The following is a 24,039-nucleotide window of genomic DNA, read 5'->3' on the forward strand; positions in this document are numbered from 1 at the left end:
GCCATGGACCACCGGCCGTCGGAGAAGCTCAGGAAGACACTCCTCGGCGGCGGCGCCGTCATGGTCCTCGCGGCGCTCAACGCCCCGGCCGCCCTCTCCTTCATCGAGGAGAGGTACCACGCCTACAAGATCGCCCAGCCCGGGTACAAGCGGAAGTACGGCTCCTGGGCGAAGGTCGCCGTCCCCGACGAGTACCGCGTCAACGCCATCCACGCCGCGCTCCTGCGCACCGGCAAGGTGCTGCTGATCGCCGGCTCGGGCAACGACCAGAAGAAGTTCGACTCGGGCACCTTCGAGACCGTCCTGTGGGACCCGGCGAAGAACACCTTCAAGAAGATCCCGACCCCCGAGGACTTCTTCTGCGCGGGACACACCCAACTCCCCGACGGCCGCCTCCTCGTCGCCGGCGGCACCGCCCGCTACGAGATCCTCGACGGCGAGGTGAAGAAGGCCGGCGGCGGGATGCGGGTCAAGAACGAGAGCCCCGACAAGGCGATCACCCTGAAGAAGGGCACCGTCTTCCGCTCGCCCTCCGGTGTCGAGTACGTCTCCAAGTTCGACGTGACGGTCCCCAAGGCCCAGCGCGAGTTCGAGGTCTCGTACTTCGAGAGCGGGCAGATGAAGCCCTGGAACACCAAGGTCACCGCCGCCGAGGCGCGGGTCTTCGTCGAGGCGAGGCAGGAGGGCGCGCAGGCGCTCACCACGGAGGCGGCGCAGTACGAGATCGTCGGCCTCAAGGGCGCCGACGCCGACAACGTCTACGGCCTCGCCCAGCGGCTCACCACCGAGAAGCAGGACTTCCAGGGCATCAAGGCGGCGTACGAGTTCGACCCCAGGGCCGAGAAGTACATACCCGTCGCCCCGATGAAGGACGCCCGCTGGTACCCCACGCTCGTCACCCTCGACGACGGCAGGGTGCTCGCCGTCTCCGGCCTGAACGACGTCGGCGACGTCGTCCCCGGCGACAACGAGATCTACGACCCCACGACCAAGAAGTGGTCCAAGGGCCCCTTCCGCTACTTCCCCACCTACCCCTCCCTCTTCCTCACCAAGGGCGGCAAGCTCCTCTACAGCGGCTCCAACGCCGGCTACGGCCCCGCCGAGAAGGGCCGCGAACCGGGCCTGTGGGACCTGGAGAAGAACACCTTCACCAGGATCGGCGGGCTGACCGACCCCGACCAGCTGGAGACCTCCGCCTCCCTGATGCTGCCGCCCGTCCAGGACCAGAAGGTCATGGTCCTCGGCGGTGGCGGCGTCGGCGAGTCCCCGAAGTCCACCGCCCGTACGGCCATCATCGACCTGTCCGAGGCCAGTCCGGTCTTCCGGGACGGGCCAGCGCTGCCCCAGGGCACCCGCTACCTCAGCAGCGTGCTCCTGCCCGACGACACCGTCTTCACCACCGGCGGCTCCAGGGAGTACCGCGGCCGGAGCGGCAGCGACATCCTCAAGGCGCAGTTCTACAGCCCGGCGGCCAACGCCTTCACCGCGGCCGCCGACCCCACGGTCGGCCGCAACTACCACTCCGAGGCGCTGCTGCTGCCCGACGGCCGGGTCGCCACCTTCGGCTCCGACCCGCTCTTCGACGACAAGGACAACACCAAGCTCGGCACGTTCGAGCAGCGCATCGAGGTCTTCACCCCGCCCTATCTGCACAAGGCGGGCGCCGACCGCCCCGCCCTCGGCGAAGGACCGCAGGAGATCGACCAGAACGGCCGCGCCACCTTCCGTACGAAGGACGCGGCCCGGATCACCAGGGCCCGGCTGATGCGGCCCAGCGCCGTCACCCACACCACGGACGTGGAACAGCGCTCGATCGCCCTCGGCCTGACGAAGACCAGGGATTCGGTGACCGTCCGGGTGCCCCAGGACAGGACGCTGGTGCCGCCCGGCTGGTACATGCTCTTCGTGACGGACGGGGACGGCACACCGTCCGAGGCGAAGTGGATCCAGGTCGGCTAGCGCACGGCACGGTCCCGGTGTCCTCGGGTCAGGAGAGGCCGACCCGCGCGTGGCACTGCTCGACCGCCGCCCGCGGGTCACGCGCGTAGCCGCCGTCGCCGAAGAGCTCGAACGTCATCCAGCGGTCGTACCCCCGGCGGTCGAGCGCCGAGAGGTAGTCGGCCAACGGCAGCTCCCCGTCTCCCCAGGCGAGGTGTCCGGCCGGCCGGCCGTCGACGAGATGGACGTGCCGGACGCGGTCGCCGAGCGCCTCGAAGGCGTCGTCGACGCTTTCGCCCGCGACGGCCATCGTCACCGTGTCCAGGACGGCTCCGAGGTTGGCCGCGCCGATCTCGCCGAGCATGGCCGCCAGCGTGCGGGAGTCGTTGACCAGGTTCGACTCCACGCGCTGCAGCGGTTCGAGCACACACTCCACGCCGAGCGCGGCGGCGTGGGCGGCGATCTCACCGATCGCGTCGACGGAGCGGCGCCACGCGGAGCCCGTGGCCTCGTTCTCGTAGCCGCGCCCGGGCGTCAGGAGGAGGAGCTCCGCCCCGAGCTCGACGCACAGTTCGGCCGCGCGGCGGAACAGGGCGATGCTCTCGGCGCGCAGCCAGCCGACCGGGGAGGCCACGTTGACCGGGTACATCACCTGCTCGGGGGTGAGGCAGTACGCGGCGAGTCCGCGCGCCTCGATGGAGCGGCGGACACCGCGTGCGTCGGCGTCGCTCAGCCGCGGGACGTGGAGATGCGGGGCGATGCCCCACAGCTCCAGCTTCTCGCGCCCGAGATCCGCCGCGTCGTCGAGGAAGGTGTCGAACGGCAGGTGCTGGTAGGCGAAGTTCGATCCGGTGATCTGCCGGGAGGAGAGGGCCATGAGGCTCCTGTCATGGGGGCGGGGCGTGCGGTCACTTTCCGATGCCGTCGGCGAGGCCCTTGACGATGTAGCGCTGGCCGAAGAAGAACAGCAGCACCACCGGGACCGCGGCGATCGCCATGCCGGCGAAGACGACGGGGAAGTCCGTGCCGTGCTTGCTCATGAGGCTGGTCAGCCCGACCGGCAGGGTCTGGACGTCGCTGCCGTTGGTGAACACCATCGCGAAGAGGTACTCGTTCCAGGCGAACAGGACGTGCAGCAGCACGGTGGAGGTGATGATCGGCTTGCACATCGGCAGGATGATCCGCCAGAAGGCGGTCCAGCGGCCGGCGCCGTCGATCTCGGCCGCCTCGTCGACCTCGCGCGGAAGGTCGATCATGTACGCGCGGATGAGGAAGGTGGTGAACGGCACCCGGAAGGCCGTGTACAGGATGAGCAGCGCCCAGAAGCTGTTGTACAGGCCCATCGCCTGGAACATCCGCACCAGCGGCACCAGCGCCACGGTGGGAGTGAGCATCAGCCCGCCGAGGATGACCGCGGTGAGCGCCTTGTTCAGCGGGATGTCCACCCGGGTGAGGCCGTAGGCGGCCCAGGCGCTGATGAAGACGGTCGCGATCGTCGACGTCACCGTGACGAGCACACTGGCCGTGAGGTAGTCGCCCACCCCGCGGTTCCACGCCTTCCGGTAGTTCTCGACACTCCAGGTGTCCGGGACCGCGAAGGGGTTGTCGAAGAGTTCGGCGTTGGTCTTGAAGCCGTTGAGGACCATCCACAGCAGCGGATAGAGCACGACCACCGCCAGGCCGAGCAGGAAGGCCCACATGAACAGGCGCGCGATGACGCCGAGGAAGCCGAGACGAGTCACCATTCCACCCTTTTCCTACGGGTGATCCACAGCTGCGCCATGGCGATGGTGAGCGTGATCACGAAGAGCACGGTGCCGATCGCCGCGGCCGAGCCGAAGTCGTTGCGTACGAAACCGTTGCGGTAGAGCCAGGTGCCGAGGACCTGGGTCGAGTTGTTCGGGCCTCCACTGGTCATCACCATGACCTCGTTGAACACCTGGAACGCGCCGGAGACGGTCACCATCACCATGAGACCGGTCATCTCGCGCACCAGCGGCAGCGTCACCTGGAAGAAGCGGCGGACGGGTCCGACGCCGTCGAGGGCGGCCGCCTCGTAGAGCTCGGAGGGGATGCGCTGGATGGCGACGGCGAAGAGCAGGGTGCAGTACCCGAACCCCTGCCACTGGCTCATGGCGATGATCGCGAACATCGCCGTGTCCTCCTGCCCCAGCCACGCCTGGGCGAACCCGCCGAGGCCCACCGCGTCCAGCACATGGTTGAGCAGGCCGATGTTGGGCTCGTAGACGAAGTGGAAGAGCAGACCGGCGACGGTCAGCGAGATCGCCGAGGGGATGAAGTAGACGGCGCGCAGGGCGCGTTGCCATCGCTCGCCGCGCACGCTCTCGACGAGCGCGGCGAGCAGCAGGGCGCCGAAGACCTGGAACACGATGGAGAGGACCGCGTACCAGAGGTTGTTGGCGAACGACGACCAGAAGACCGGGTCGCCGACGAGACGGCGGTAGTTCTCCAGGCCGACGTACTCCTGGTCACCGCTGTAGATGTCCCACGTGAGCGTGGAGAACCCGACGTTCTGCACGAGGGGCAGGTAGACGAAGACTCCGAGCAGGACGAGGGCCGGAACGACCCACGCCAGCCCGAGCGCCCTTCGGCACATGGTGCGCATCGGCATTCTTCCCTTCGGCAGCGCGGACTACTTGGCCGACGCGGAGGCCCGGCGCACGCTCTCGAGGACCTTCTCGGGAGTCATGCCGCCGCTGATGAGCGCCTCGCCGCCGGCCAGCCAGGCGTCGGCCACCTCGGGAGCGGTGACCATGTCGAGCCAGCCGACCAGGGCGGGGGCCTTGTTGACCTGCTCGATGCCCTCGAAGACGGCCTTGCTCGATGTCCGCGGTGTGACGGCCCCGACCACCGTGCTGGGCTGGCCGTACGGCGGTGAGGAGAGGGTCGCGGCGTTCTTCGGCTCGGTCACGAACTTCATGAAGTCGACGGCGAGGGCCGCGCGCGGCGACCGCGCGTTGACGAAGTAGCCCTCCGGCGCTCCCTCGATCACCTTCGGATCGCCCTTCGCGCCCCGCGGGGCGGGCAGCGGGAAGATCCCCAGGTTCTCGGGCGTGAGCGTCCCGCCCGCGGTCGTGCTGTCGAACTCGAGGATCTCCTGGTAGTACATCGCCGCCTTGCCGCGGCCGAACGCCTCCTGCGCCGAGGTGTAGAGGACGCCGTTGGTGCCGCCCCGGGTGTCGGTGCACTGGTCGACGAGGGTCTTGAACTGCCTCAGGGAGGTGAGGTAGCCCGGGTCGTCGAGGGTCGCCGTCCCGGGATGGCTGTCCGCCTCGCGGGTGGCCGCAGGCACGTTGTACGCGAAGAGCTGCTGCAGATAGTGCAGCGCGGGCCAGCCGTCCTTGTTGCCGAAGGCGACGGGCTCGTGCCCGGCCTCGCGGAGGTCGGCGCAGCTGTCGACCAGCTCCTCGAAGGTGGCCGGAACCTCGACACCGGCCTTGGCGAACGCGGCCTTGTCGTAGCCCATGAACTTGCCGTTGTTGTACAGGGGTATGCCGTAGTACCTGCCGTCATGGGCGAAGGCGGACAGGGACGACCGGCTGAAGGTCTTCCCCCACGCGGTGTCGGGGCCGATGACCTCGGTGAGGTCCGCCGCCCGGCCGCCGCGGACGAAGTTCTCGGCCCAGTTGCCGGCCCAGGTGAAGTAGAGGTCGGGGAGGGCGCCGGAGGCGGTGAGCGTCTTGGTCTTGTCCTTGATGCTCTGGTCGGTCTCCTGGATGAGCTCCACCTCCACCCCGGGGTGCTTCCGCTCGTAGGCGGCGGCGAGGTCCTCGAAGTAGGGGCTGAGCGGGTCTCCCGCGAACTTGGTCAGGATGCTCAAGGTGCCGGAGAACTCCGGCGCGGCGCCGACATCGGCCGCCGGTGCCCGCGTCGGTCCGGCGAAGCAGCCGGTGAGGGCGAGCACCGAGGCCCCGAAGAGTGCCGCGTACCTCGTCATTGCACGAGCGCGCATGGGCTTCCTTTCGCTCGGGATGGGACCGCCGGTGCCGCCGGGCACCTCGGATCCGCCGCGGATTCCATGACCTGGACCGCTTGTGTGCGGCGACTGTACAGAGAATCTGATACCGGTACCAGAGTCCGGACGGAGAACTTCCGCGCAGCTGCCCGGCGCCACCTCTGGGCCGCCCGGTAGGAGGTCTGTAGATCTCCATGAATACGCAGGTGAATGCGGGGTGCTGGGCGAAGTCCCGGCGTACGGAAGTCCCTTCGGTGTTGACGGCCCTGATCTCTTGTGCCAGCGTGAGGCCCGCGTGATACCGGTATCAGGTCGCTCAGCGCCGCCGGCCGCACCCTCCTCGAAAGGACCCGAAGATGCTCGGATTCAACGAGCCGGAAGTTCTCTCCCAGCTGGCGAGCACGGTGGCCCTGCGCCCCCGCATCGAAGAGCTCGTCGACCGCCTCGTGGACGAGGGGGTCGACCATCTCCTCCTCGTCGGCGCCGGCGGCACCTACGCCCAGATGTGGCCGTACGAGCACCTCGCCCGGCGCAGCTCGACCCTCCCCGTGCGGGCCGTGATCGCCGCCGAGCTGGTCGCCTCCGGCGATGCCGCGCTCGGCGAGCGCTCGGTGGCCGTCTTCACCTCCGTGTCGGGCACGACGGAGGACAGCCTCGCCGCCATCGAGTTCTGCCGCTCCAAGGGCGTCCGCACGGTCGGCTTCACGGGCTACGCCGATTCCCCCGTCGCGAAGAACGTCGACGTCGCCCTCGTGTCGGAGCCGAAGGCCTGGCCGTTCGACCCGCAGCTGCTGCTCTTCATGGGCCGGCTGCTCGCACGACGGGGCGAGTTCGAGGGCTACGAGAAGCTCGCCGACGAACTCGCCGGTGTCCCGCGCCTCATGGTCGACGTGGCGAAGCAGGCCGACGCGTCCGCGAGCGCCTTCGCCGAGGCCCACAAGGACACCGACTACCACTTCCTCGTCGGCGGCGGGAACCTGTGGGGATTCACCTACCTCTACTCCATGTGCATCCTCGAGGAGATGCAGTGGCTGCGCACCACCCGTGTGCACAGCGCCGAGTTCTTCCACGGCTCGCTCGAACTCCTCGAAGACGACACGAGCGTGATCGTCTTTCAGGGGGAGGACGAGACCCGGGCCCTGACGGACCGCGTCGAGGCCTTCGCCAAGCGCGTCTCCCGCGACGTGACCGTCTTCGACACCCGCGACTACGCCCTGGAGGGCATCAGCCCCGAGTTCCGCGGCCTCCTCGCGCCGCTCGTGCTCGACACCGTGATGGGCAGGGTGAGCAAGCACCTGGAGCGGGTGCGCGACCACTCACTGGACCTGCGCCGCTACTACCGCGTCATGGACTACTGAGCCGACTGAACCGACGGGCCCGCCGTCCCCGGCTGTCGCCCCGCTGCCGGACCCGGCGGGCTCACCCCCCGGCACCGTGCGCCCCCGTCCGGGCCCCGCGCTCCATGGCGCACCGCCCCTCGCACAGGAGAACCCCCATGAGAGTCCTCGGCTTCGGCGACAACATCGTCGACCGGTTCGTCGACCGCGGTATCGACTATCCGGGCGGCAACAGCGTCAACGTGGCCGTCTACGCCCGCCGGCTGGGCGTCGAGTCCGCCTACCTCGGGGTCTTCGGCGACGACGACCTCGGGTGCTTTCTGCGGGAGTCCATCGCCGCCCAGGACGTGGCCACGGACCACTGCGTCGTCCGCGCGGGCGAGTCCGGCCTGTCCACCCTGCGCGTCGACGACGGCGACCGCGTGTTCCTCGGCTGGAACGGCGGCGGCGTCACGGTACGGGAACCGCTCCGGCTCGACCCCGAACTGGTCGCCTACGTCTCGTCGTTCGACCTCGTGCACTCCGGCGTGTACTCACGGAGCGAGAGCGAACTGCCTCGGCTCGCCGCCGCCGGCCCCCTCGTCATGTTCGACCTGTCGAGCGAGGACGACTACCGCACCCCCGCCTACCTCGACCGCGTCTGCCCGTACGCGGACCTGGTCCTGCTGTCCTGCTCGCACCTCGACGAGGCCGCCACGCACGCGCTCCTCGCGGAGGCCGTGGACCGGGGTGCCGGAATGGCGCTCGCCACCCGTGGCGTCGACGGCGCGATCGCCCGCACGGACCGGTGCCGCGTCACCGCACCCGCGCGCGGAACGGGCGGGGGGAAGCCGCTCGTCGACACCATGGGCTGCGGCGACGCGTTCCTCGCCGGCTTCGCCGTCTCCCTCGTACGGGCGGGATGGACCCGGGACACCCCGCTCCCCGAGGAGGTGATCGAACGGGCCCTGCGCGACGGAGCCGACGCGGCGTACGAGCAGTGCTTCGTCGAGGGCGCTTTCGGCCACGGCCGGCCCGTCGGACGGTCGGCTGTGTCTAGCATGTGGCGAGCCCTCGACCAGGAGAAGTGAGGTACGGACACCGATGCCAGCAGACCGGGGCCGCCGGTCGGCGCCGCCGACGATCTCGGAGGTGGCCGCCGAGGCCGGCGTCGGCCGCGCGACCGCTGCGCGCACCCTCGGCGGGTACGGGTACGTCAGCCCCGAGTTGAAGGAACGCGTGCTCGCGGCGGCCGAGAAGCTCGGTTACCGCGCGAACGCGCTGGCGCGGAGTATGTCGACCGGCGTGAGCCACACCTTGGGCGTCGTCGTCGCCGACATCGGCAACCCGTTCTTCGCGGGCATGGTGCGCGGGATCTCCGACGCCTCCCGCGCACGCGGCTTCGACACCATCGTGCTCAGTACCTACGAAGACCTCGACGAGGAGATCGCGGCGACCAACGTGCTGATCGACAAGCGCGTGGACGGCGTCATCATCGCGTCGGCCGCGGTCGGCCGCGGCGAGGTCGCCCACATCCGCACCGCCCTGGAGCGGGGCGTCCCGGTCGTGCTGGTCGACCGGGCGATCGGCTCCCTCGACCTCGACACCGTCGTCATCGACAACAGGGACGTGGCGCGCGAAGCCGTCGAGACGCTCATCGCGGCCGGCCACCGCCGCATCGGCTTCGTCTGGGGGCCGCCGCTGGCCCAGGCGCCGGCGACCCGGCGCGCACTGCTCGCCTCCGCGGCCCGCAACGTGTGGACGGACGGGGAGCGACTGCGCGGGTACCTCGACGCGCTGGACGACGCGGGCATCCCCTTCGACCCCGAGCTGGTGATGGTCGGGCCCAAGACCGAGGAGCACGCGACGGAGGAGGTCGTCCGCATGCTCACCCTGCCCCACCGCGCCACCGCGCTGTTCTGTACGGAGACCGACGCGATGACGGGGGCGCTGCGGGCGGTGCGGGCGCTGAAGCTGTCGTACCCCGGCGACCTGTCCCTGATCGGCTTCGACGACAGCGCTTGGGCGGCGGTCATGGACCCGCCCCTCACGATGATCGAACAGCCGGTGCGCGAACTCGGCGCGAAGGCGGCGGAGGTACTGCTCGACCCGTTGGAGGGAGCGGAACCCCGCCGTGAGACGCATACGCTCCACGCCCGCCTCGTCGTGCGCTCCTCGGTCGCCCCGCCCCCCGCGCTCTGAACCGGCGGCGGCCCTTCCCGCCGCTCCGGCCCTCCCGCCGCTCCGGCCTTCCGCCGATCCGGCCTATCCCTCGGCTCTGCGGGCGAGACCGAGCGCGTACTCCGGCCACCAGGTGCCGGCGGCCGGGCCGCCCCGGCAGGGGCCGTCCGATTCGCCGGGGCGTTTGATCCACAGATAGGCGTCGACCAGTGCGTCGCCGGTGCGGTCCGTCGGCGGCACGCCGAGCGCCCGGCCCGGCGGATTGCACCACGCCTCCTCCCGGTCGCCCGCGAGGGGGCCGACGCCGTTGCGACTGGTGTCCACGGTGAAGTGGGCTCCGCCGAGCATCCCGGACAGCCTGGCGCCGAAGCTCTTCACGGTGTCGTCGGTCTGGAAGTTGGAGACGTTGAGCGAGAATCCGTCCGCCTCGGCGACGCCCGCCTTCCGCAGGGGCTCCACCAGCTTCCCCGGGTCGTCGATCCAGGCCGGGTTGCCCGCGTCGAGGTAGACCCGGGTGTTCGGCTGCCGCTTCAGCCGGTCGACCGCCTCGGAGAGCAGCTGGTAGCGCTCACCGTGGTACTGCCCGGGCGTGCAGCCGTCCACGATGTGCGGCACCGCGTCCGGCTCCAGGACCACGATCGCCTTCGCCTCGCCGATGGCGTCGGCGAAGGCGCCGATCCACTCCCGGTACGCCCCCGCGTCCCGCGCGCCACCGGCCGAGTACATCCCGCAGTCGCGGTGCGGAATGTTGTACGCGACGAACACGACCGTCCGCCGGTCGACCGCGGCGCCCCGCACCGCCCTGGTGACGTCCGGTACGGGATCGTCCCCGGCCGGCCACTCCGCGACCGGACGCTCCGCGATCCGCCGGAGCAGCTCGGCCTCCTCCGTACGCCCCTGCGCCTCGTACTGCCGGACCTGACGGGCCGCGTCGCTGTCGGGGTCGACCCAGAACGGTGAGTCGGCCGTCGGCGCCATGGACTCGCCGCGGGCCGACGGCGCACCGACCGGAGCCCTGGCCGGGGACCCGGCCGGGTCCTCCCCGCCGCACCCGGCGAGAAGCAGCCCGCAGGCCAGGGCCAGGGCGAGGGCGGGGGAGAGCGTGCGACGGGACATCCGGCCCCCAGAGTCGGGTACGGGACAGATCCGGCCATCGTGGCATAACGGTCAGCCGGCGCCGGGGTGCGACACCGCGCCCCGGCCCGAAGTCCGGGCGACCGAAGGGCGAGACGGGGCTGACCACCATGTGACCAGTGGGTAAGGTCGACGCGTGCCGAAGCCGCTCAGTCTCCCGTTCGACCCCATCGCCCGCGCCGACGAACTCTGGCAGAAGCGCTGGGGGCCGGTCCCCTCCATGGCCGCGATCACCTCGATCATGCGCGCCCACCAGATCCTCCTCGCCGAGGTCGACGCCGTGGTCAAGCCGTACGGACTGACCTTCGCCCGGTACGAGGCGCTGGTGCTGCTCACCTTCTCCAAGGCCGGTGAGCTGCCGATGTCCAAGATCGGTGAGCGGCTCATGGTCCACCCCACGTCCGTGACGAACACGGTGGACCGCCTGGTCAGGTCCGGCCTGGTCGCCAAGCGGCCCAACCCGAACGACGGGCGCGGCACGCTCGCCTCCATCACGGAGATGGGCCGCGAGGTCGTCGAGGCGGCGACCCGGGACCTGATGGCGATGGACTTCGGCCTCGGGGTGTACGACGCGGAGGAGTGCGCGGAGATCTTCGCGATGCTGCGGCCGCTGCGGGTGGCGGCGGGGGACTTCGACGAGGGGTAGCGGGGGAGGGGCCCGCACGAAGATCGGCCGGAACGTGCCGTTACGCTCGACGGCATGAAATCCAGCGTGCTGACCCGTTACCGCGTCATGGCGTACATCACCGCCGTCATGCTGCTCGTGCTGTGCACCTGCATGGTCTTCAAGTACGGGTTCGACATGGGCGAGGACGTGACCTTCGCGGTCTCCCAGACCCACGGTGTCCTCTACATCATCTACCTGATCTTCGCCTTCGACCTGGGCTCCAAGGCCAAGTGGCCGTTCGGCAAGCTCCTGTGGATCTTGCTGAGCGGGACGATTCCCTTCGCCGCCTTCTTCGTCGAGCGCAAGGTCGCCCGCGAGACGCTTCCGCTGGTCAGCGGCGCGCAGTCGGCCCCCGCGAAGGCCTGACCCAGGCCCGGCCCGAGACCTCCGTACATCTGTGCGGAGGTTTCCCATCGACATTTACTAGGACGTCCTAGTAAATTCGAGGTATGGACGCTGACGCCATCGAGGAAGGCCGCCGTCGCTGGCAGGCCCGTTACGACAAGGCCCGCAAGCGCGACGCCGACTTCACCACGCTCTCCGGGGACCCGGTCGAGCCCGTCTACGGGCCTCGTCCCGGTGACACCTACGAGGGGTTCGAACGGATCGGCTGGCCCGGTGAGTACCCCTTCACGCGCGGCCTGCACCCCACCGGCTACCGCGGCCGGACCTGGACCATCCGCCAGTTCGCCGGCTTCGGCAACGCCGAGCAGACCAACGAGCGGTACAAGATGATCCTGGCCGCCGGCGGCGGCGGGCTCTCGGTCGCCTTCGACATGCCGACCCTCATGGGCCGCGACTCCGACGACCCGCGCTCGCTGGGCGAGGTGGGCCACTGCGGGGTCGCCATCGACTCCGCCGCCGACATGGAGGTCCTCTTCAAGGACATCCCGCTCGGCGACGTCACCACCTCCATGACCATCTCCGGGCCCGCCGTGCCCGTCTTCTGCATGTACCTGGTCGCCGCCGAGCGCCAGGGTGTCGACCCGGGCGTGCTCAACGGCACGCTCCAGACCGACATCTTCAAGGAGTACATCGCGCAGAAGGAGTGGCTCTTCCAGCCCGAGCCTCACCTGCGCCTGATCGGCGACCTCATGGAGCACTGCGCGGCGGGCATCCCCGCGTACAAGCCGCTCTCCGTCTCCGGCTACCACATCCGCGAGGCCGGGGCGACAGCCGCGCAGGAGCTTGCGTACACGCTCGCCGACGGCTTCGGCTACGTCGAGCTCGGGCTGAGCCGCGGCCTGGACGTGGACGTCTTCGCCCCCGGCCTCTCCTTCTTCTTCGACGCCCACCTCGACTTCTTCGAGGAGATCGCCAAGTTCCGCGCCGCTCGCCGGATCTGGGCCCGCTGGATGAAGGAGGTCTACGGCGCGCAGACCGACAAGGCGCAGTGGCTCCGCTTCCACACCCAGACCGCCGGTGTCTCCCTCACCGCCCAGCAGCCGTACAACAACGTCGTACGGACCGCCGTGGAGGCCCTCTCCGCGGTCCTCGGCGGCACCAACTCGCTGCACACCAACGCCCTCGACGAGACCCTCGCGCTGCCCAGCGAGCAGGCCGCCGAGATCGCCCTGCGCACCCAGCAGGTACTGATGGAGGAGACCGGCGTCGCCAACGTGGCCGACCCGCTGGGCGGTTCCTGGTACGTCGAGCAGCTCACCGACCGGATCGAGGCCGACGCGGAGAAGATCTTCGACCAGATCAGGGAGCGCGGCCGGCGCGCCCACCCGGACGGGCAGCACCCGATCGGGCCGATGACCTCCGGCATCCTGCGCGGCATCGAGGACGGCTGGTTCACCGGCGAGATCGCCGAGTCCGCCTTCCGGTACCAGCAGTCCCTGGAGAAGGGCGACAAGCGGGTCGTCGGCGTCAACGTCCACCACGGCTCGGTCACCGGCGACCTGGAGATCCTTCGGGTCAGCCACGAGGTCGAGCGCGAGCAGGTCCGGGTCCTCGCCGACCGCAAGGCCCGCCGCGACGACGCCCGGGTCCGCGCCTCGCTCGACGCGATGCTGGCGGCGGCCCGCGACGGCTCGAACATGATCGGCCCGATGCTCGACGCGGTACGGGCGGAGGCCACGCTCGGCGAGATCTGCGACGCGCTCCGCGACGAGTGGGGCGTCTACACCGAGCCGCCGGGCTTCTAGGGACGAGAGACGCGAAGGGGCGGTACGGAACCTCTCCGTACCGCCCCTCGCGTACCGGGCTACTCCTCCGCGGCAGCGGTCGCGGCCGTGCCGACCACCTTCGTCGGCGTGACGCGGATGACCACCCGCACCACCTCCGGCGGCAGGTCGAGGTAGCCCTGGCCCGTGCCCGGGCCCTCGTAGGCCTCCTCGATCGCCACGGCGAAGGCGCGGCCGACATCCTCGGTGACCGTGGCCGTGCCCCGTATCTCGGCGTACATCTGCGGGTCCTCGCGGTCGTACACGGTCAGGCTGACCCGCGGGTCGGCCTCGATGTTTCGTACCTTGCGGCGGCCCGCCTGGGAAGAGATCAGCAGGTCGTCGCCGTCCCTGCCCACCCAGACCACCGACGTCTGCGGGGACCCGTCCGGGTGGACGGTGGCCAGGACCGCGGGGTTGGCGTCGTCCAGAAGCGCGCGCACGGCGCTGTTCAGAGTGATCGTCACCCCCGGCAGCCTAGGGTCTGGCCGCCGCCGCGCCCAGACCGCCGAGGAGGAGGGCCGTGAAGCGCTGGACCCACGCCTCGTCGACGGGCTCCGCGCTCACCAGGGCGCGGTGCACCACCGCGCCGGCCACCACGTCGAAGATCAGGTCGTCGGTCTCGTCGATGGTCTCCGGGTCCCGGTCGGCCGGGAGCTCGCCCCGTTCCTGGGCCCGTCGGCGGCCCTCCAGGACCAGGCGCTTCTGCCGGTCCACGATCGAGCCGCGGATGCGCTCGCGCAGCGGCTCGTCCCGGGTGGACTCGGCGACCACCGCCATCAGCGCGGTGCGGGTCTCGGGGCGCTGCAGGAGCGCGGCGAACTGCAGCACCACATGCTCGATGTCGGCCCGGAGGGAACCGAGGTCGGGCAGTTCCAGCTCGTCGAAGAGGACGGCGACCGCGTCGACGACCAGTTCGTTCTTGTTCCCCCAGCGGCGGTACAGGGTGGTCTTCGCGACGCCGGCCCGGGTGGCCACGTCCCCGATGGTCAGCTTCGACCAGCCCAGCTCGACCAGCGCGGCGCGGCACGCCTCCAGGATCGCCGTGTCGGTCTCGACGGACCGAGGGCGTCCGGTCCGGCTGCGCGGGCTGGTGCGGCTACACATGGAGGTCGACCATACCCGCCGGTAGGTAGAGCGCCAGAGGCCGGTGATGTGACACGGTTCACGGACAGCCCCTTCCCGTGACCCCGGCCGTGCAGTTACGCTACGACCCGTAGCGAAAGGGTCTGAGCGGCCCCCGCGACAACCACAATGCGCCGGGTGGGGACCCGGTGCGCACGACACGACGAACCGTGGTGTCCGTACGCCTCGCACTCCGGCGGGAGAGCCGCGGACGGCACGGTTCAGCCATGGCTTACCGGTAACGCGCGCGGAAGGGGGAGGATGTACTCATGCAGCCCCGAAACATGTCCATGAGCGGCGTCGTCGACCTCGCCGCGGTGAAGGCGGCCGGAGAGGCCAAGGCCAAGGCGGAGCAGGCGCGCGCCCAGGCCGCCCGGCAGGGTGGTGCGGCGGCCGTCGCCCCTTCCGCCCTGGTGATCGATGTCGACGAGGCCGGCTTCGAGCGCGACGTCCTGCAGCGCTCCGCCGAGGTCCCGGTCGTCATCGACTTCTGGGCCGAGTGGTGCGAGCCCTGCAAGCAGCTCGGCCCCCTTCTCGAGCGGCTGGCCGTCGAGTACAACGGCCGTTTCCTCCTCGCGAAGGTGGACGTCGACGCCAACCAGATGCTGATGCAGCAGTTCGGCATCCAGGGAATTCCGGCCGTTTTCGCGGTGGTCGCCGGTCAGGCGCTGCCGCTCTTCCAGGGCGCGGCTCCCGAGGCCCAGATCCGGCAGACGCTCGACCAGCTGATCCAGGTCGGTGAGGAGCGCTTCGGTCTCACGGGTATTGCCGTGGACGCGGAGGCCGGCGAGGCGGGCCCGGCTCCCGTGCCGGCCGGACCGTACGACGCCCTGCTCGAAGCGGCGATGTCCGCGCTGGACGCCGGCGACCTGGCCGGCGCCGTCCAGGCGTACAAGAACGTGCTGGCCGACGACCCCGGCCACCCGGAGGCGAAGCTGGGCCTCGCCCAGGCCGAGCTGCTCGCCCGGGTGCAGGGCATGGACCCGCAGCAGGTGCGGAAGAACGCCGCCGACGACCCGGCCGACGTGACCGCCCAGATCGCCGCCGCCGACCTGGATCTGGTGGGCGGTCATGTCGAGGACGCCTTCAGCCGGCTCGTCGACGTCGTGCGGCGCACGGCGGGCGAGGACAGGGACGCCGCGCGGCTGAGGCTCCTGGAGCTGTTCGAGGTGATCGGTCCGGACGACCCGCGGGTGACGGCGGCCCGTCAGGCCCTCGCGCGCGTGCTGTTCTGACCCCCTTCCCTCCCGCTCGGGAGGGCGCCGATTTGGCGACACAGTGACATAACGCGGCCGTGTTTACCAAAACTTGGTAAACGCGGCCGCTGTTACTTGCAGTAAGTTGAACCCGGCGTTCTGTCCGGCTTTCGACCTCCTCCTCCCGGTGTATGGCGCGCGTCGGCCGCACCCTGTGTGGCCGCGCGACATCGCCCTGTCGCGACGCGGTTATCGACCCGTTACCAGTGAGTAACGAACCCCTTGTGCCCCGGCGCGGAATCGACCACGATCGGCGACGCTCGGTCCGATACCGCACCAGCCCGGCAACCACCCGGGCCCGCGGCGAGGGTCCCCACCGAGCGGACCGGCGGCAGTGGCGCCGGTCCTGGACAGGGGGGTTCCTGCCCTCACCGGCAGGGCCTGTCCAGCAGGTTGCGCGCAAGGCGTGGCCAGTGGTTGTCGCTCGGGGGTGATCGCCGGTGATTCGGACGCGCGTCGTGCCCGATGCTCGGCGCTCTCCTTCCCGAGGACGTAGCACTTCTCCCATCCCAGGACGGGCCCCCGGCCCCTCCGGAGATGTACGTCCGAGAAGGAGGAATTCTCATGAAGTCCCAGGTTCGTGGCGGGACCAGATGGAAGCGGTTCGCCGTCGTCATGGTGCCGAGCGTGGCCGCGACGGCCGCGATCGGTGTCGGCCTGGCCCAGGGCGCGCTTGCCGCGTCCTTCAGCATCTCCGGCCAGGAGTTCAAGGTGAAGGCCGACAGCCTTGTCGGTAAGGACTTCGTCCAGTACGGCAGTGTGGCGTCCGGCAAGGACCTGCACGGCAAGCCGTTCGCGGAGCCGGTCGCCGTCTCGGGCTTCTCCGAGGCGTGGATCACCAACATGTGCCAGTCCGTCGTCACTCCGGACGTTCCGTTCATCGGCAACGTCTCCCTGGAGCTGCGCGCCGGCACGGCGGAGAAGAAGCCGGTCTACGCGAAGGGCATCTACCTCGATGTCTCCTCGCTGAAGACGGACGCCGAGTTCGGCAACATCGACATCGGCGTCGCGGCGGGCCAGCTTCCGAAGTCGAAGGGCAAGCCGGGTATCCAGCCGGACACCCAGGCCAACCCCTACGGCTTCGCGCAGCGCGCGGAGGACGCGACGCTGACGGGCGTGGAGCAGACGGCGTGGGCGACCACCGCCGCCACCTTCAAGCTTCCCGACCTGAAGCTGAAGCTGCACACGGGTGCTCCCAAGGAGTGCTTCTAGGAGTAGCACTCCTTGAGGGACGGGGCCGTCCTGCGCGGCCCCGTCCGTTCCGGGGACCGTTCCCCTCCTGTTCACCATCTTTCTCAGCAACACCGCTTCCAGGGAGCTGTTTTCCATGAGCGCCGAGTCCACTGGTTCCCGCGGATTCCACTACTGGCGGCTGCGTTTCCGTGCCTGGCGGGGCGACCGGCCGTTCTGGGCAGGCCTGTTCACCATGATCGGCGGTGTGCCGATCGCCTATCTGCCCTACGGCGACATGCGGCTCGGCAACATGACGCTCGCCATGGCGACCACGGCCGGCGCCGGAGCGCTGATCATCGGCGTTCTGCTCATCACGCTCGGCCTGACGATGTGGTTCCAGCCCGTCGTCCGGGTGTTCGCGGGTGTCGCGGCGATCGTCCTGGCGCTCGTCTCCATCCCGGTCTCGAACTTCGGCGGCCTCGTCGTCGGGTTCCTGCTCTCGCTCATCGGCGGCGGGCTCTCCGCCTCCTGGGCCCCGGGCGTACCGGTGGAGGAGTCCACCGAGGAGACCGAGGCCGTCCCGGGCGAGCACGAGTACGACGGTCCGCCGCTGGGCCCGGGTGACGGGGGCGTCCACGCCTTCGGAGCCGTATCGGTCCCGGAGCAGCGCGCCGGTCAGGAGCCGGGCCCGCTGCCGGGCCCCGGTGCGCACGCGACCGAAACGACGATCGATGCCAACGGCGGGAGGAACAGTGCGGGGTGACGAGACGCGGTCGGCGCAGTCGGCGACGGCTGGAGGCGACGCCACTCTGGCGAGAAAGGGTCCGCGGCACGCGGCCCCGCGCAAGTCGCTGCTGAACAAGATCCAGGGGCCCGCGGGCCGGGCCATGGCCCTGGCGGCCATGCCGACGGCGGTCCTCGTGGGCATGGGCATGGCGCCCAAGCCGGCCCTCGCCGACGACGAGATCCCCTTCGCCCCCGGTCCGTGCGTGACCCGCTCGGACGAGCCGACGCCCGAGAAGTCCACGAAGCCCGCCGAGACGCCCACACCCACGGCGACCCCGAGCGCGAGCGCCACGCCGGACCCGGAGGCCACCGAAGGGCGGGAGACGCCGGCACCCGGCGCCAGCCCCTCGGCGACCGAGACCGCGAAGACCGGCCCGGTGCCGCGGCTCACCGCCACGGCCCCGCCGACGCCGACTGCGACGCCCACCCCGACGAAGAGCGTCAACCCGCTCGACCCGCTGGGGATCGGCGACAAGATCAAGGACGTGTTCGACGGGCCGGACGCCCCGCCGACGAGCAGCCCGGCGCCGACCGGATCGCCCACCCCGACCGCGAAGCCGACCACGGCTCCCACGACGCCTCCGAAGACGGGCGCGGACCCCAAGACCAACACCCCGGCCGACCGGACCAAGGAAGCGATCAAGGACGCCGCAGACAAGGTGGGCGCCGAGGTCAAGGAGCTTCCGGAGGACGCCAAGGGCCTCGACCCCAAGAAGGACGAGGACATACCCGAGGGCGCCAAGCCGCGCTTCCCGTGCCCCGAGCCCGACCCCGAGGCGCTCGCTGCGGCCGAACTGGAGCCGGGCATCCCGCTGCTGCCGGACGAGCCGTGGATCCTGAACAGCACGCGGCTCACGCTGAAGGGCCTCAAGTACCACGGCATCGTCGAGGTGAAGACCGGCAGCGGCAAGATCAAGAAGGTGCTGAAGTTCACCGCGAGCGACGGCGTCGGCATCAAGGACCTGCACCAGCGCACGGTGCACTCGCCCGGGCTCACCGGACACGTGAGGTCCGACAAGGGCTCCGAATCGACCATGAGCAACGGCACGGTGACCATGTACACGGAGCGGCTGAAGGGCAACCTCTTCGGCATCATCCCGGTCACCTTCAGCCCGGAGACCCCGCCGCCGCTCGACGTGCCGTTCGCCTTCTTCACCGACGTCGAGGTCGTCCAGGCGGGCCAGTTCGGCGGCACGCTCAAGGTCCCCGGCCTGCGCAACACGGTCGAACCGAACTGATCGGCCGTACGAAAACCCCTTCGGGAGCCGCGCGATCGGCGAGGGCCCCCGTCCGCTCCGGACGGGGGCCCTCGTCATGTGCGGCGGCGGGTCAGCCCCGCTGCTGGCCGCCCAGGTGGTGCACCCGGACCATGTTCGTGGTGCCCGGGACGCCGGGGGGCGAGCCGGCCGTGATGACCATGATGTCGCCCTCGTTGTAGCGCTGGAGCTTCAGCAGCTCCGCGTCGACGATGTCGACCATCGCGTCCGTGGTCTCCACGAACGGGACGAGGAAGGACTCCACGCCCCAGCTCAGGGTGAGCTGGTTGCGGGTGGACTCGTCGGTGGTGAAGGCGAGGATCGGCTGCTGCGCGCGGTAGCGCGAGAGGCGGCGAGCGGTGTCGCCGGACTGCGTGAAGGCGATCAGCGCCTTGCCGTTCAGGAAGTCGGCGATCTCGGCGGCCGCGCGGGCCACCGAACCGCCCTGCGTACGCGGCTTCTTGCCCGGCACGAGCGGCTGCAGGCCCTTGGAGAGCAGCTCCTCCTCGGCCGCGACGACGATCTTCGACATCGTCTTCACGGTCTCGATCGGGTACGCGCCCACGGACGACTCCGCCGACAGCATGACCGCGTCCGCGCCGTCCAGGATCGCGTTGGCCACGTCGGAGGCCTCGGCGCGCGTCGGGCGGGAGTTGGTGATCATCGACTCCATCATCTGGGTGGCGACGATGACGGGCTTGGCGTTGCGGCGGCACATCTCCACGAGGCGCTTCTGCACCATCGGGACCTTCTCCAGCGGGTACTCCACCGCGAGGTCGCCACGGGCCACCATGACGGCGTCGAAGGCGGCGACCACGTCCGCCATGTTCTCCACCGCCTGGGGCTTCTCCACCTTGGCGATGACCGGGACCCGGCGGCCCTCCTCGTCCATCACCTTGTGGACGTCCTTGACGTCGTCGGCGTTGCGGACGAAGGAGAGGGCGACCATGTCGCAGCCCATCCGGAGCGCGAAGCGGAGGTCCTCGACGTCCTTCTCCGACAGGGCCGGGACGTTCACCGCCGCGCCGGGCAGGTTGATGCCCTTGTGGTCGGAGATCACGCCGCCCTCGACGACGATCGTCTTGACCCGGGACCCGTCCACCTCGACGACCCGCAGCTCGACGTTGCCGTCGTTGATCAGGATCTGGTCGCCCTTGGAGACATCGCCCGGCAGGCCCTTGTACGTGGTGCCGCAGATGGACTTGTCGCCCGGGACGTCCTCGGTGGTGATGGTGAACTCGTCACCGCGCACCAGCTCGACCGGGCCCTCCGCGAAGGTCTCCAGACGGATCTTGGGGCCCTGGAGGTCGGCGAGCACGCCCACGGCGCGGCCGGTGTCCGCCACCGCCCTGCGGAGACGGTCGTACCGCTCCTGGTGCTCGGCCTGGGTTCCGTGGCTCATGTTGAAACGGGCCACGTTCATGCCGGCCTCGATGAGAGCCTTCAGCTGCTCATACGAGTCGACGGCGGGGCCCAGCGTGCAGACGATTTTGGAACGGCGCATGAGGCGGATCCTATCGGTTTGTTTCACTGCGGAATATTCCGTCTGGTGGAAAGTACAAATGGGCGGGGGCCCGCTCAGGCGTTCACTCCTCCGTGCACCAGCGCGTAGCTCTGCCTGGCGATCTCCAGCTCCTCGTCCGTCGGCACCACGGCGACCGCGACCCGCGCGTACTCCGGCGAGATCAGCCGTGCCTCGTCGGACCGTACGGCGTTCAGGCCGGCGTCCACCGCCAGACCCAGCTCCTCCAGGCCGGCGATGGCAGCTTCCCGTACGGGAGCCGCGTTCTCACCGACACCCGCCGTGAACACCACCGCGTCCACCCGCCCGAGTACCGCGTAGTACGCCCCGATGTACTTCCTCAGCCGGTGGATGTAGATGTCGAACGCCAGCCGGGCGCGCTCGTCGCCCTCCTCGATCCGGCGGCGGATCTCCCGCATGTCGTTGTCGCCGCAGAGGCCGACGAGCCCGCTCCTCTTGTTGAGCAGGACGTCCACCTCGTCCTCGGACATGCCCGCGACCCGCTTGAGGTGGAAGGTGACCGCCGGGTCGATGTCGCCGGAGCGGGTGCCCATCACCAGGCCCTCCAGCGGGGTGAGCCCCATCGAGGTGTCCACGCAGCGGCCGCCCCGGACGGCGGACGCCGACGCGCCGTTGCCCAGGTGCAGCACGATCACGTTCACCTCCTCCGGCGCCTTGCCGAGCAGCTTCGCCGCCTCGCGCGAGACGTACGCGTGCGAGGTGCCGTGGAAGCCGTAGCGCCGGATGCGGTGGGCGTCCGCGGTCTCCACGTCGATCGCGTACCGCGCCGCCGACTCCGGCATCGTCGTGTGGAAGGCGGTGTCGAAGACGGCCACCTGCGGCAAATCCGGGCGCAGGGCCATCGCCGTACGGATGCCCGTGAGGTTGGCCGGGTTGTGCAGCGGGGCCACGGGGACGAGCCGCTCGATCTCCGCCAGCACCTCGTCGTCGATCACGGTCGGCGCGCTGAACCGCAGCCCGCCGTGCACCACCCGGTGTCCGATCGCGGCCAGCTCGGGGGAGTCCAGGCCCAGACCGTCGGCCGCCAGCTCCTCGGCCACCGCCTTCAGCGCGGCCGCGTGGTCGGCGATCGCCCCGGTCCTCTCGCGCCTGGCCCCTTCCCCTCCCTGGAGCGGGGTGTGCACGAGCCGGGAGGACGCCTCCCCGATCCGCTCCACCAGGCCGACCGCGAGCCGGCTGTTCCCCCGCATGTCCAGGAGCTGGTACTTCACCGACGAGGAGCCGGAGTTGAGGACGAGGACACGGGTGGCGGTGGTGCCGGTCATGCGGGGAGCTCCTGAGCCTGGGACGGAACCTGGGACTGGGCCTGGGACTGGGCCCGGGACGGGTCCTGGGACTGGATCGCCGTGATGGCGACCGTGTTGACGATGTCGCTGACGAGCGCGCCGCGCGAGAGGTCGTTCACGGGCTTGCGCAGCCCCTGCAGGACCGGGCCGACGGCCACGGCGCCGGCCGAGCGCTGCACGGCCTTGTAGGTGTTGTTGCCGGTGTTCAGGTCGGGGAAGATCAGCACGGTCGCCTGCCCGGCCACCTCCGAGCCGGGCAGCTTGGTCGCGGCGACGGACGGCTCGACGGCCGCGTCGTACTGGATCGGGCCCTCGATCCGCAGCCCCGGGTGGGACGCCCGGACCAGCTTGGTCGCCTCCCGCACCTTGTCGACGTCCGCGCCGGAGCCCGAGGTGCCGGTGGAGTACGAGAGCATCGCGATCCGCGGCTCGACACCGAACCGGGCCGCGGTCGCCGCCGACTGCACGGCGATGTCCGCGAGCTGCTCGGCGTTCGGGTCCGGGTTGACCGCGCAGTCGCCGTACACGAGCACCTTGTCGGCGAGGCACATGAAGAAGACCGAGGAGACGATCGAGGCGTCCGGCTTCGTCTTGATGATCTCGAAGGCCGGGCGGATGGTCGCCGCCGTGGAGTGCACCGAGCCGGAGACCATGCCGTCGGCCAGGCCCTCCTGCACCATCAGGGTGCCGAAGTAGTTCACGTCCGCCACGACGTCGTACGCGAGCTCCACCGTCACACCCTTGTGGGCGCGCAGCCCGGCGTACTTCCCGGCGAAGGAGTCACGCAGCTCGGAGGTCTGCGGGTCGATCAGCTGCGTCGACGGCGAGGACAGGTCGATGCCCAGGTCGGCGGCCCGCTTGCGGATCACCTCGACGTCGCCCAGCAGCGTCAGGTCGCAGACGTCGCGGCGCAGCAGCACGTCGGCGGCGCGCAGCACCCGCTCCTCGGTGCCCTCGGGGAGCACCACCCGGCGGCGGTCGGCGCGCGCCTGCTCCAGGAGGTCGTGCTCGAACATCATGGGGGTCACCCGGCCGCTGCGGGCCACCGAGATCCGCTTCAGCAGATCGGCCGTGTCCACGTGCCGCTCGAAGAGACCGAGCGCCGTCTCCGCCTTGCGCGGCGTCGCGGCGTTCAACTTGCCTTCGAGGGAGAAGAGTTCGGCGGCCGTGGGGAAGCTGTTGCCGGGCACCGAGATGACCGGGGTGCCGGGCGCCAGACGGGCGGCCAGGGTGAGGATCGCATCGCTGGGCCGCTCGTTCAGGGTGAGCAGCACACCGGCGATGGGCGGGGTGCCGGCGGAGTGGGCGGCGAGCGCGCCCACGACGAGGTCGGCGCGGTCACCGGGGGTGACCACCAGGCAGCCGGGGGTCAGCGCGTTGAGGAAGTTCGGCAGCATCGCGCCGCCGAAGACGAAGTCGAGCGCGTCCCGGGCCAGGCCGGCGCCGTCACCGAGCACCACCTCGGCGCCGAGGTGGTGGCTGATCTGGGCGACGGTGGGCGCGGAGAGGGCCGGCTCGTCGGGCAGGACATAGCAGGGGACGGGCAGCCGGGCGGCGAGCCGCTCGGCGATGGCGGCGCGGTCGTCGGCGGCCACCCGGTTGACGACCATCGCGAGGACGTCGCAGCCGAGCACCTCGTACGCGCGGAAGGCGTTGCGGGCCTCGGCCCGTATGGATTCGGCGGGCTGGCCCTTGCCGCCGACCACGGGTATCACCGAGGCGCCGAACTCGTTGGCGAGCCGCGCGTTGATCGCCAGCTCGTCGGGGAGCGGGGTGGCGGCGAAGTCCGTACCGAGCACGAGCACGACCTCGTACTCCCGCGCCACCGCGTGGAAGCGGTCGACGAGCCGGGAGACCAGCTCGTCGGTGCCGCGCTCGGCCTGGAGCGCGGCGGCCTCGCGGTAGTCCATGCCGTAGACGGTCGCCGGGTCCTGGGAGAGCCGGTAGCGCGCCCGCAGGAGATCGAACAGGCGGTCGGGTCCGTCGTGCACCAGGGGCCGGAACACCCCCACCCGGTCCACCTGGCGGGTGAGGAGCTCCATGACTCCCAGCTCGACGACCTGTCGGCCGTCTCCGCGGTCGATCCCGGTCACGTACACGCTGCGCGTCACGCCATGCTCTCCTGTCCAGTCACGTCAATCGAATGACGTCAAAAAAGCCCGATAGGGCAGCCATACCCCCTTGACAATACCTCCGTGGCTGGGTAGGGCGCTTGCCGGACGGATGACCGGGAA

The 24,039-nt window shown here is 70.4% G+C and carries 21 protein-coding genes; 11 read left to right on the plus strand and 10 right to left on the minus strand.

What is annotated here, in order from left to right; genetic code table 11:
• Window positions 1-3: 3 nt before the first annotated feature.
• On the plus strand, window positions 4-1,959 hold the full coding sequence (locus ACIRB4_RS05465) for a galactose oxidase-like domain-containing protein (protein ID WP_403288579.1): 1,956 nt from the start codon (window positions 4-6) through the stop codon (window positions 1,957-1,959).
• 28 nt (window positions 1,960-1,987) lie between these two features.
• Here the strand turns inward: ACIRB4_RS05465 and ACIRB4_RS05470 are convergent, their stop codons facing one another.
• The 4 genes from ACIRB4_RS05470 to ACIRB4_RS05485 are packed head-to-tail and all read right to left on the minus strand — an operon-like array spanning window position 1,988 to window position 5,911.
• Window positions 1,988-2,815 carry a sugar phosphate isomerase/epimerase family protein gene (locus tag ACIRB4_RS05470; protein WP_403288580.1) on the minus strand — a complete coding sequence of 276 codons (828 nt, stop codon included), beginning with the start codon at window positions 2,813-2,815 and terminating at the stop codon, window positions 1,988-1,990.
• Window positions 2,816-2,846: 31 nt separating this feature from the next.
• Window positions 2,847-3,683: a carbohydrate ABC transporter permease gene (locus ACIRB4_RS05475; RefSeq protein WP_403288582.1), complete on the minus strand. Its 837-nt coding sequence runs from the start codon at window positions 3,681-3,683 to the stop codon at window positions 2,847-2,849.
• Window positions 3,677-4,564 carry a carbohydrate ABC transporter permease gene (locus ACIRB4_RS05480; protein ID WP_403288583.1) on the minus strand — a complete coding sequence of 296 codons (888 nt, stop codon included), beginning with the start codon at window positions 4,562-4,564 and terminating at the stop codon, window positions 3,677-3,679. Before ACIRB4_RS05480 ends, ACIRB4_RS05475 begins: the two co-directional genes overlap by 7 nt.
• A 27-nt stretch (window positions 4,565-4,591) precedes the next feature.
• Window positions 4,592-5,911, minus strand: coding sequence for an ABC transporter substrate-binding protein (locus ACIRB4_RS05485; protein ID WP_403288585.1), 1,320 nt, complete (start codon window positions 5,909-5,911; stop codon window positions 4,592-4,594).
• A 359-nt stretch (window positions 5,912-6,270) separates the two neighbouring features.
• On the opposite strand from ACIRB4_RS05485, the gene ACIRB4_RS05490 reads away from it, so the two are divergent.
• The 3 genes from ACIRB4_RS05490 to ACIRB4_RS05500 all read left to right on the plus strand — a co-directional run bounded on the left by ACIRB4_RS05490 (window position 6,271) and on the right by ACIRB4_RS05500 (window position 9,432).
• Window positions 6,271-7,272 (plus strand): SIS domain-containing protein, encoded by a 1,002-nt coding sequence (locus ACIRB4_RS05490; RefSeq protein WP_403288586.1) that lies wholly within the window; start codon window positions 6,271-6,273, stop codon window positions 7,270-7,272.
• Window positions 7,273-7,409: 137 nt separating this feature from the next.
• Complete coding sequence (locus ACIRB4_RS05495) at window positions 7,410-8,321, plus strand: PfkB family carbohydrate kinase (protein WP_403288587.1); 912 nt, start codon at window positions 7,410-7,412, stop codon at window positions 8,319-8,321.
• A 13-nt stretch (window positions 8,322-8,334) separates the two neighbouring features.
• Entirely contained in the window at window positions 8,335-9,432 is a 1,098-nt protein-coding gene (locus ACIRB4_RS05500; RefSeq protein WP_403288588.1) for a LacI family DNA-binding transcriptional regulator, read from the plus strand.
• Window positions 9,433-9,495: 63 nt separating this feature from the next.
• Here the strand turns inward: ACIRB4_RS05500 and ACIRB4_RS05505 are convergent, their stop codons facing one another.
• Window positions 9,496-10,527 carry a glycoside hydrolase family 6 protein gene (locus tag ACIRB4_RS05505; protein WP_403288589.1) on the minus strand — a complete coding sequence of 344 codons (1,032 nt, stop codon included), beginning with the start codon at window positions 10,525-10,527 and terminating at the stop codon, window positions 9,496-9,498.
• 154 nt (window positions 10,528-10,681) lie between these two features.
• Here ACIRB4_RS05505 and ACIRB4_RS05510 point away from each other — a divergent pair, with 154 nt between their 5' ends.
• The 3 genes from ACIRB4_RS05510 to ACIRB4_RS05520 all read left to right on the plus strand — a co-directional run bounded on the left by ACIRB4_RS05510 (window position 10,682) and on the right by ACIRB4_RS05520 (window position 13,362).
• A complete protein-coding gene (locus ACIRB4_RS05510) occupies window positions 10,682-11,191 on the plus strand; it encodes a MarR family winged helix-turn-helix transcriptional regulator (RefSeq protein ID WP_403288590.1) in 510 nt (169 codons plus the stop codon).
• Between the two features lie 54 nt (window positions 11,192-11,245).
• Window positions 11,246-11,578, plus strand: coding sequence for a DUF3817 domain-containing protein (locus tag ACIRB4_RS05515; RefSeq protein WP_403288591.1), 333 nt, complete (start codon window positions 11,246-11,248; stop codon window positions 11,576-11,578).
• An 83-nt stretch (window positions 11,579-11,661) separates the two neighbouring features.
• Complete coding sequence (locus tag ACIRB4_RS05520; RefSeq protein WP_403288593.1) at window positions 11,662-13,362, plus strand: methylmalonyl-CoA mutase; 1,701 nt, start codon at window positions 11,662-11,664, stop codon at window positions 13,360-13,362.
• Window positions 13,363-13,421: 59 nt separating this feature from the next.
• Here the strand turns inward: ACIRB4_RS05520 and ACIRB4_RS05525 are convergent, their stop codons facing one another.
• Window positions 13,422-13,847, minus strand: a complete 426-nt coding sequence (locus ACIRB4_RS05525; protein ID WP_403288594.1) for a PPOX class F420-dependent oxidoreductase — start codon at window positions 13,845-13,847, stop codon at window positions 13,422-13,424.
• Between the two features lie 10 nt (window positions 13,848-13,857).
• Window positions 13,858-14,487: a TetR/AcrR family transcriptional regulator gene (locus tag ACIRB4_RS05530; RefSeq protein WP_403288595.1), complete on the minus strand. Its 630-nt coding sequence runs from the start codon at window positions 14,485-14,487 to the stop codon at window positions 13,858-13,860.
• A 287-nt stretch (window positions 14,488-14,774) separates the two neighbouring features.
• Between ACIRB4_RS05530 and ACIRB4_RS05535 the strand changes: the two genes are divergently transcribed.
• From ACIRB4_RS05535 to ACIRB4_RS05550, 4 genes are all read left to right on the plus strand, one after another.
• Complete coding sequence (locus ACIRB4_RS05535; RefSeq protein ID WP_403288596.1) at window positions 14,775-15,740, plus strand: tetratricopeptide repeat protein; 966 nt, start codon at window positions 14,775-14,777, stop codon at window positions 15,738-15,740.
• A 585-nt stretch (window positions 15,741-16,325) separates the two neighbouring features.
• A complete protein-coding gene (locus ACIRB4_RS05540; RefSeq protein WP_403288598.1) occupies window positions 16,326-16,973 on the plus strand; it encodes a DUF6230 family protein in 648 nt (215 codons plus the stop codon).
• A gap of 115 nt (window positions 16,974-17,088) precedes the next feature.
• Entirely contained in the window at window positions 17,089-17,697 is a 609-nt protein-coding gene (locus ACIRB4_RS05545; RefSeq protein WP_403288599.1) for a DUF6114 domain-containing protein, read from the plus strand.
• The gene (locus tag ACIRB4_RS05550; protein WP_403288600.1) at window positions 17,687-18,958 is read left to right on the plus strand and encodes a hypothetical protein; all 1,272 of its coding nucleotides are present in this window, start codon (window positions 17,687-17,689) and stop codon (window positions 18,956-18,958) included. Before ACIRB4_RS05545 ends, ACIRB4_RS05550 begins: the two co-directional genes overlap by 11 nt.
• A 91-nt stretch (window positions 18,959-19,049) precedes the next feature.
• Here ACIRB4_RS05550 and pyk read toward each other — a convergent pair whose 3' ends face one another.
• The 3 genes from pyk to pta all read right to left on the minus strand — a co-directional run bounded on the left by pyk (window position 19,050) and on the right by pta (window position 23,916).
• Window positions 19,050-20,480, minus strand: coding sequence for a pyruvate kinase (gene pyk, locus ACIRB4_RS05555; protein WP_403288601.1), 1,431 nt, complete (start codon window positions 20,478-20,480; stop codon window positions 19,050-19,052).
• Window positions 20,481-20,554: 74 nt separating this feature from the next.
• Window positions 20,555-21,784, minus strand: a complete 1,230-nt coding sequence (locus ACIRB4_RS05560; RefSeq protein WP_403288603.1) for an acetate kinase — start codon at window positions 21,782-21,784, stop codon at window positions 20,555-20,557.
• Window positions 21,781-23,916 (minus strand): phosphate acetyltransferase, encoded by a 2,136-nt coding sequence (gene pta, locus ACIRB4_RS05565; protein ID WP_403288604.1) that lies wholly within the window; start codon window positions 23,914-23,916, stop codon window positions 21,781-21,783. Before pta ends, ACIRB4_RS05560 begins: the two co-directional genes overlap by 4 nt.
• Window positions 23,917-24,039 lie beyond the last annotated feature (123 nt).

Source organism: Streptomyces sp. NPDC093600, assembly GCF_044764755.1.
GTDB lineage: Bacteria > Actinomycetota > Actinomycetes > Streptomycetales > Streptomycetaceae > Streptomyces.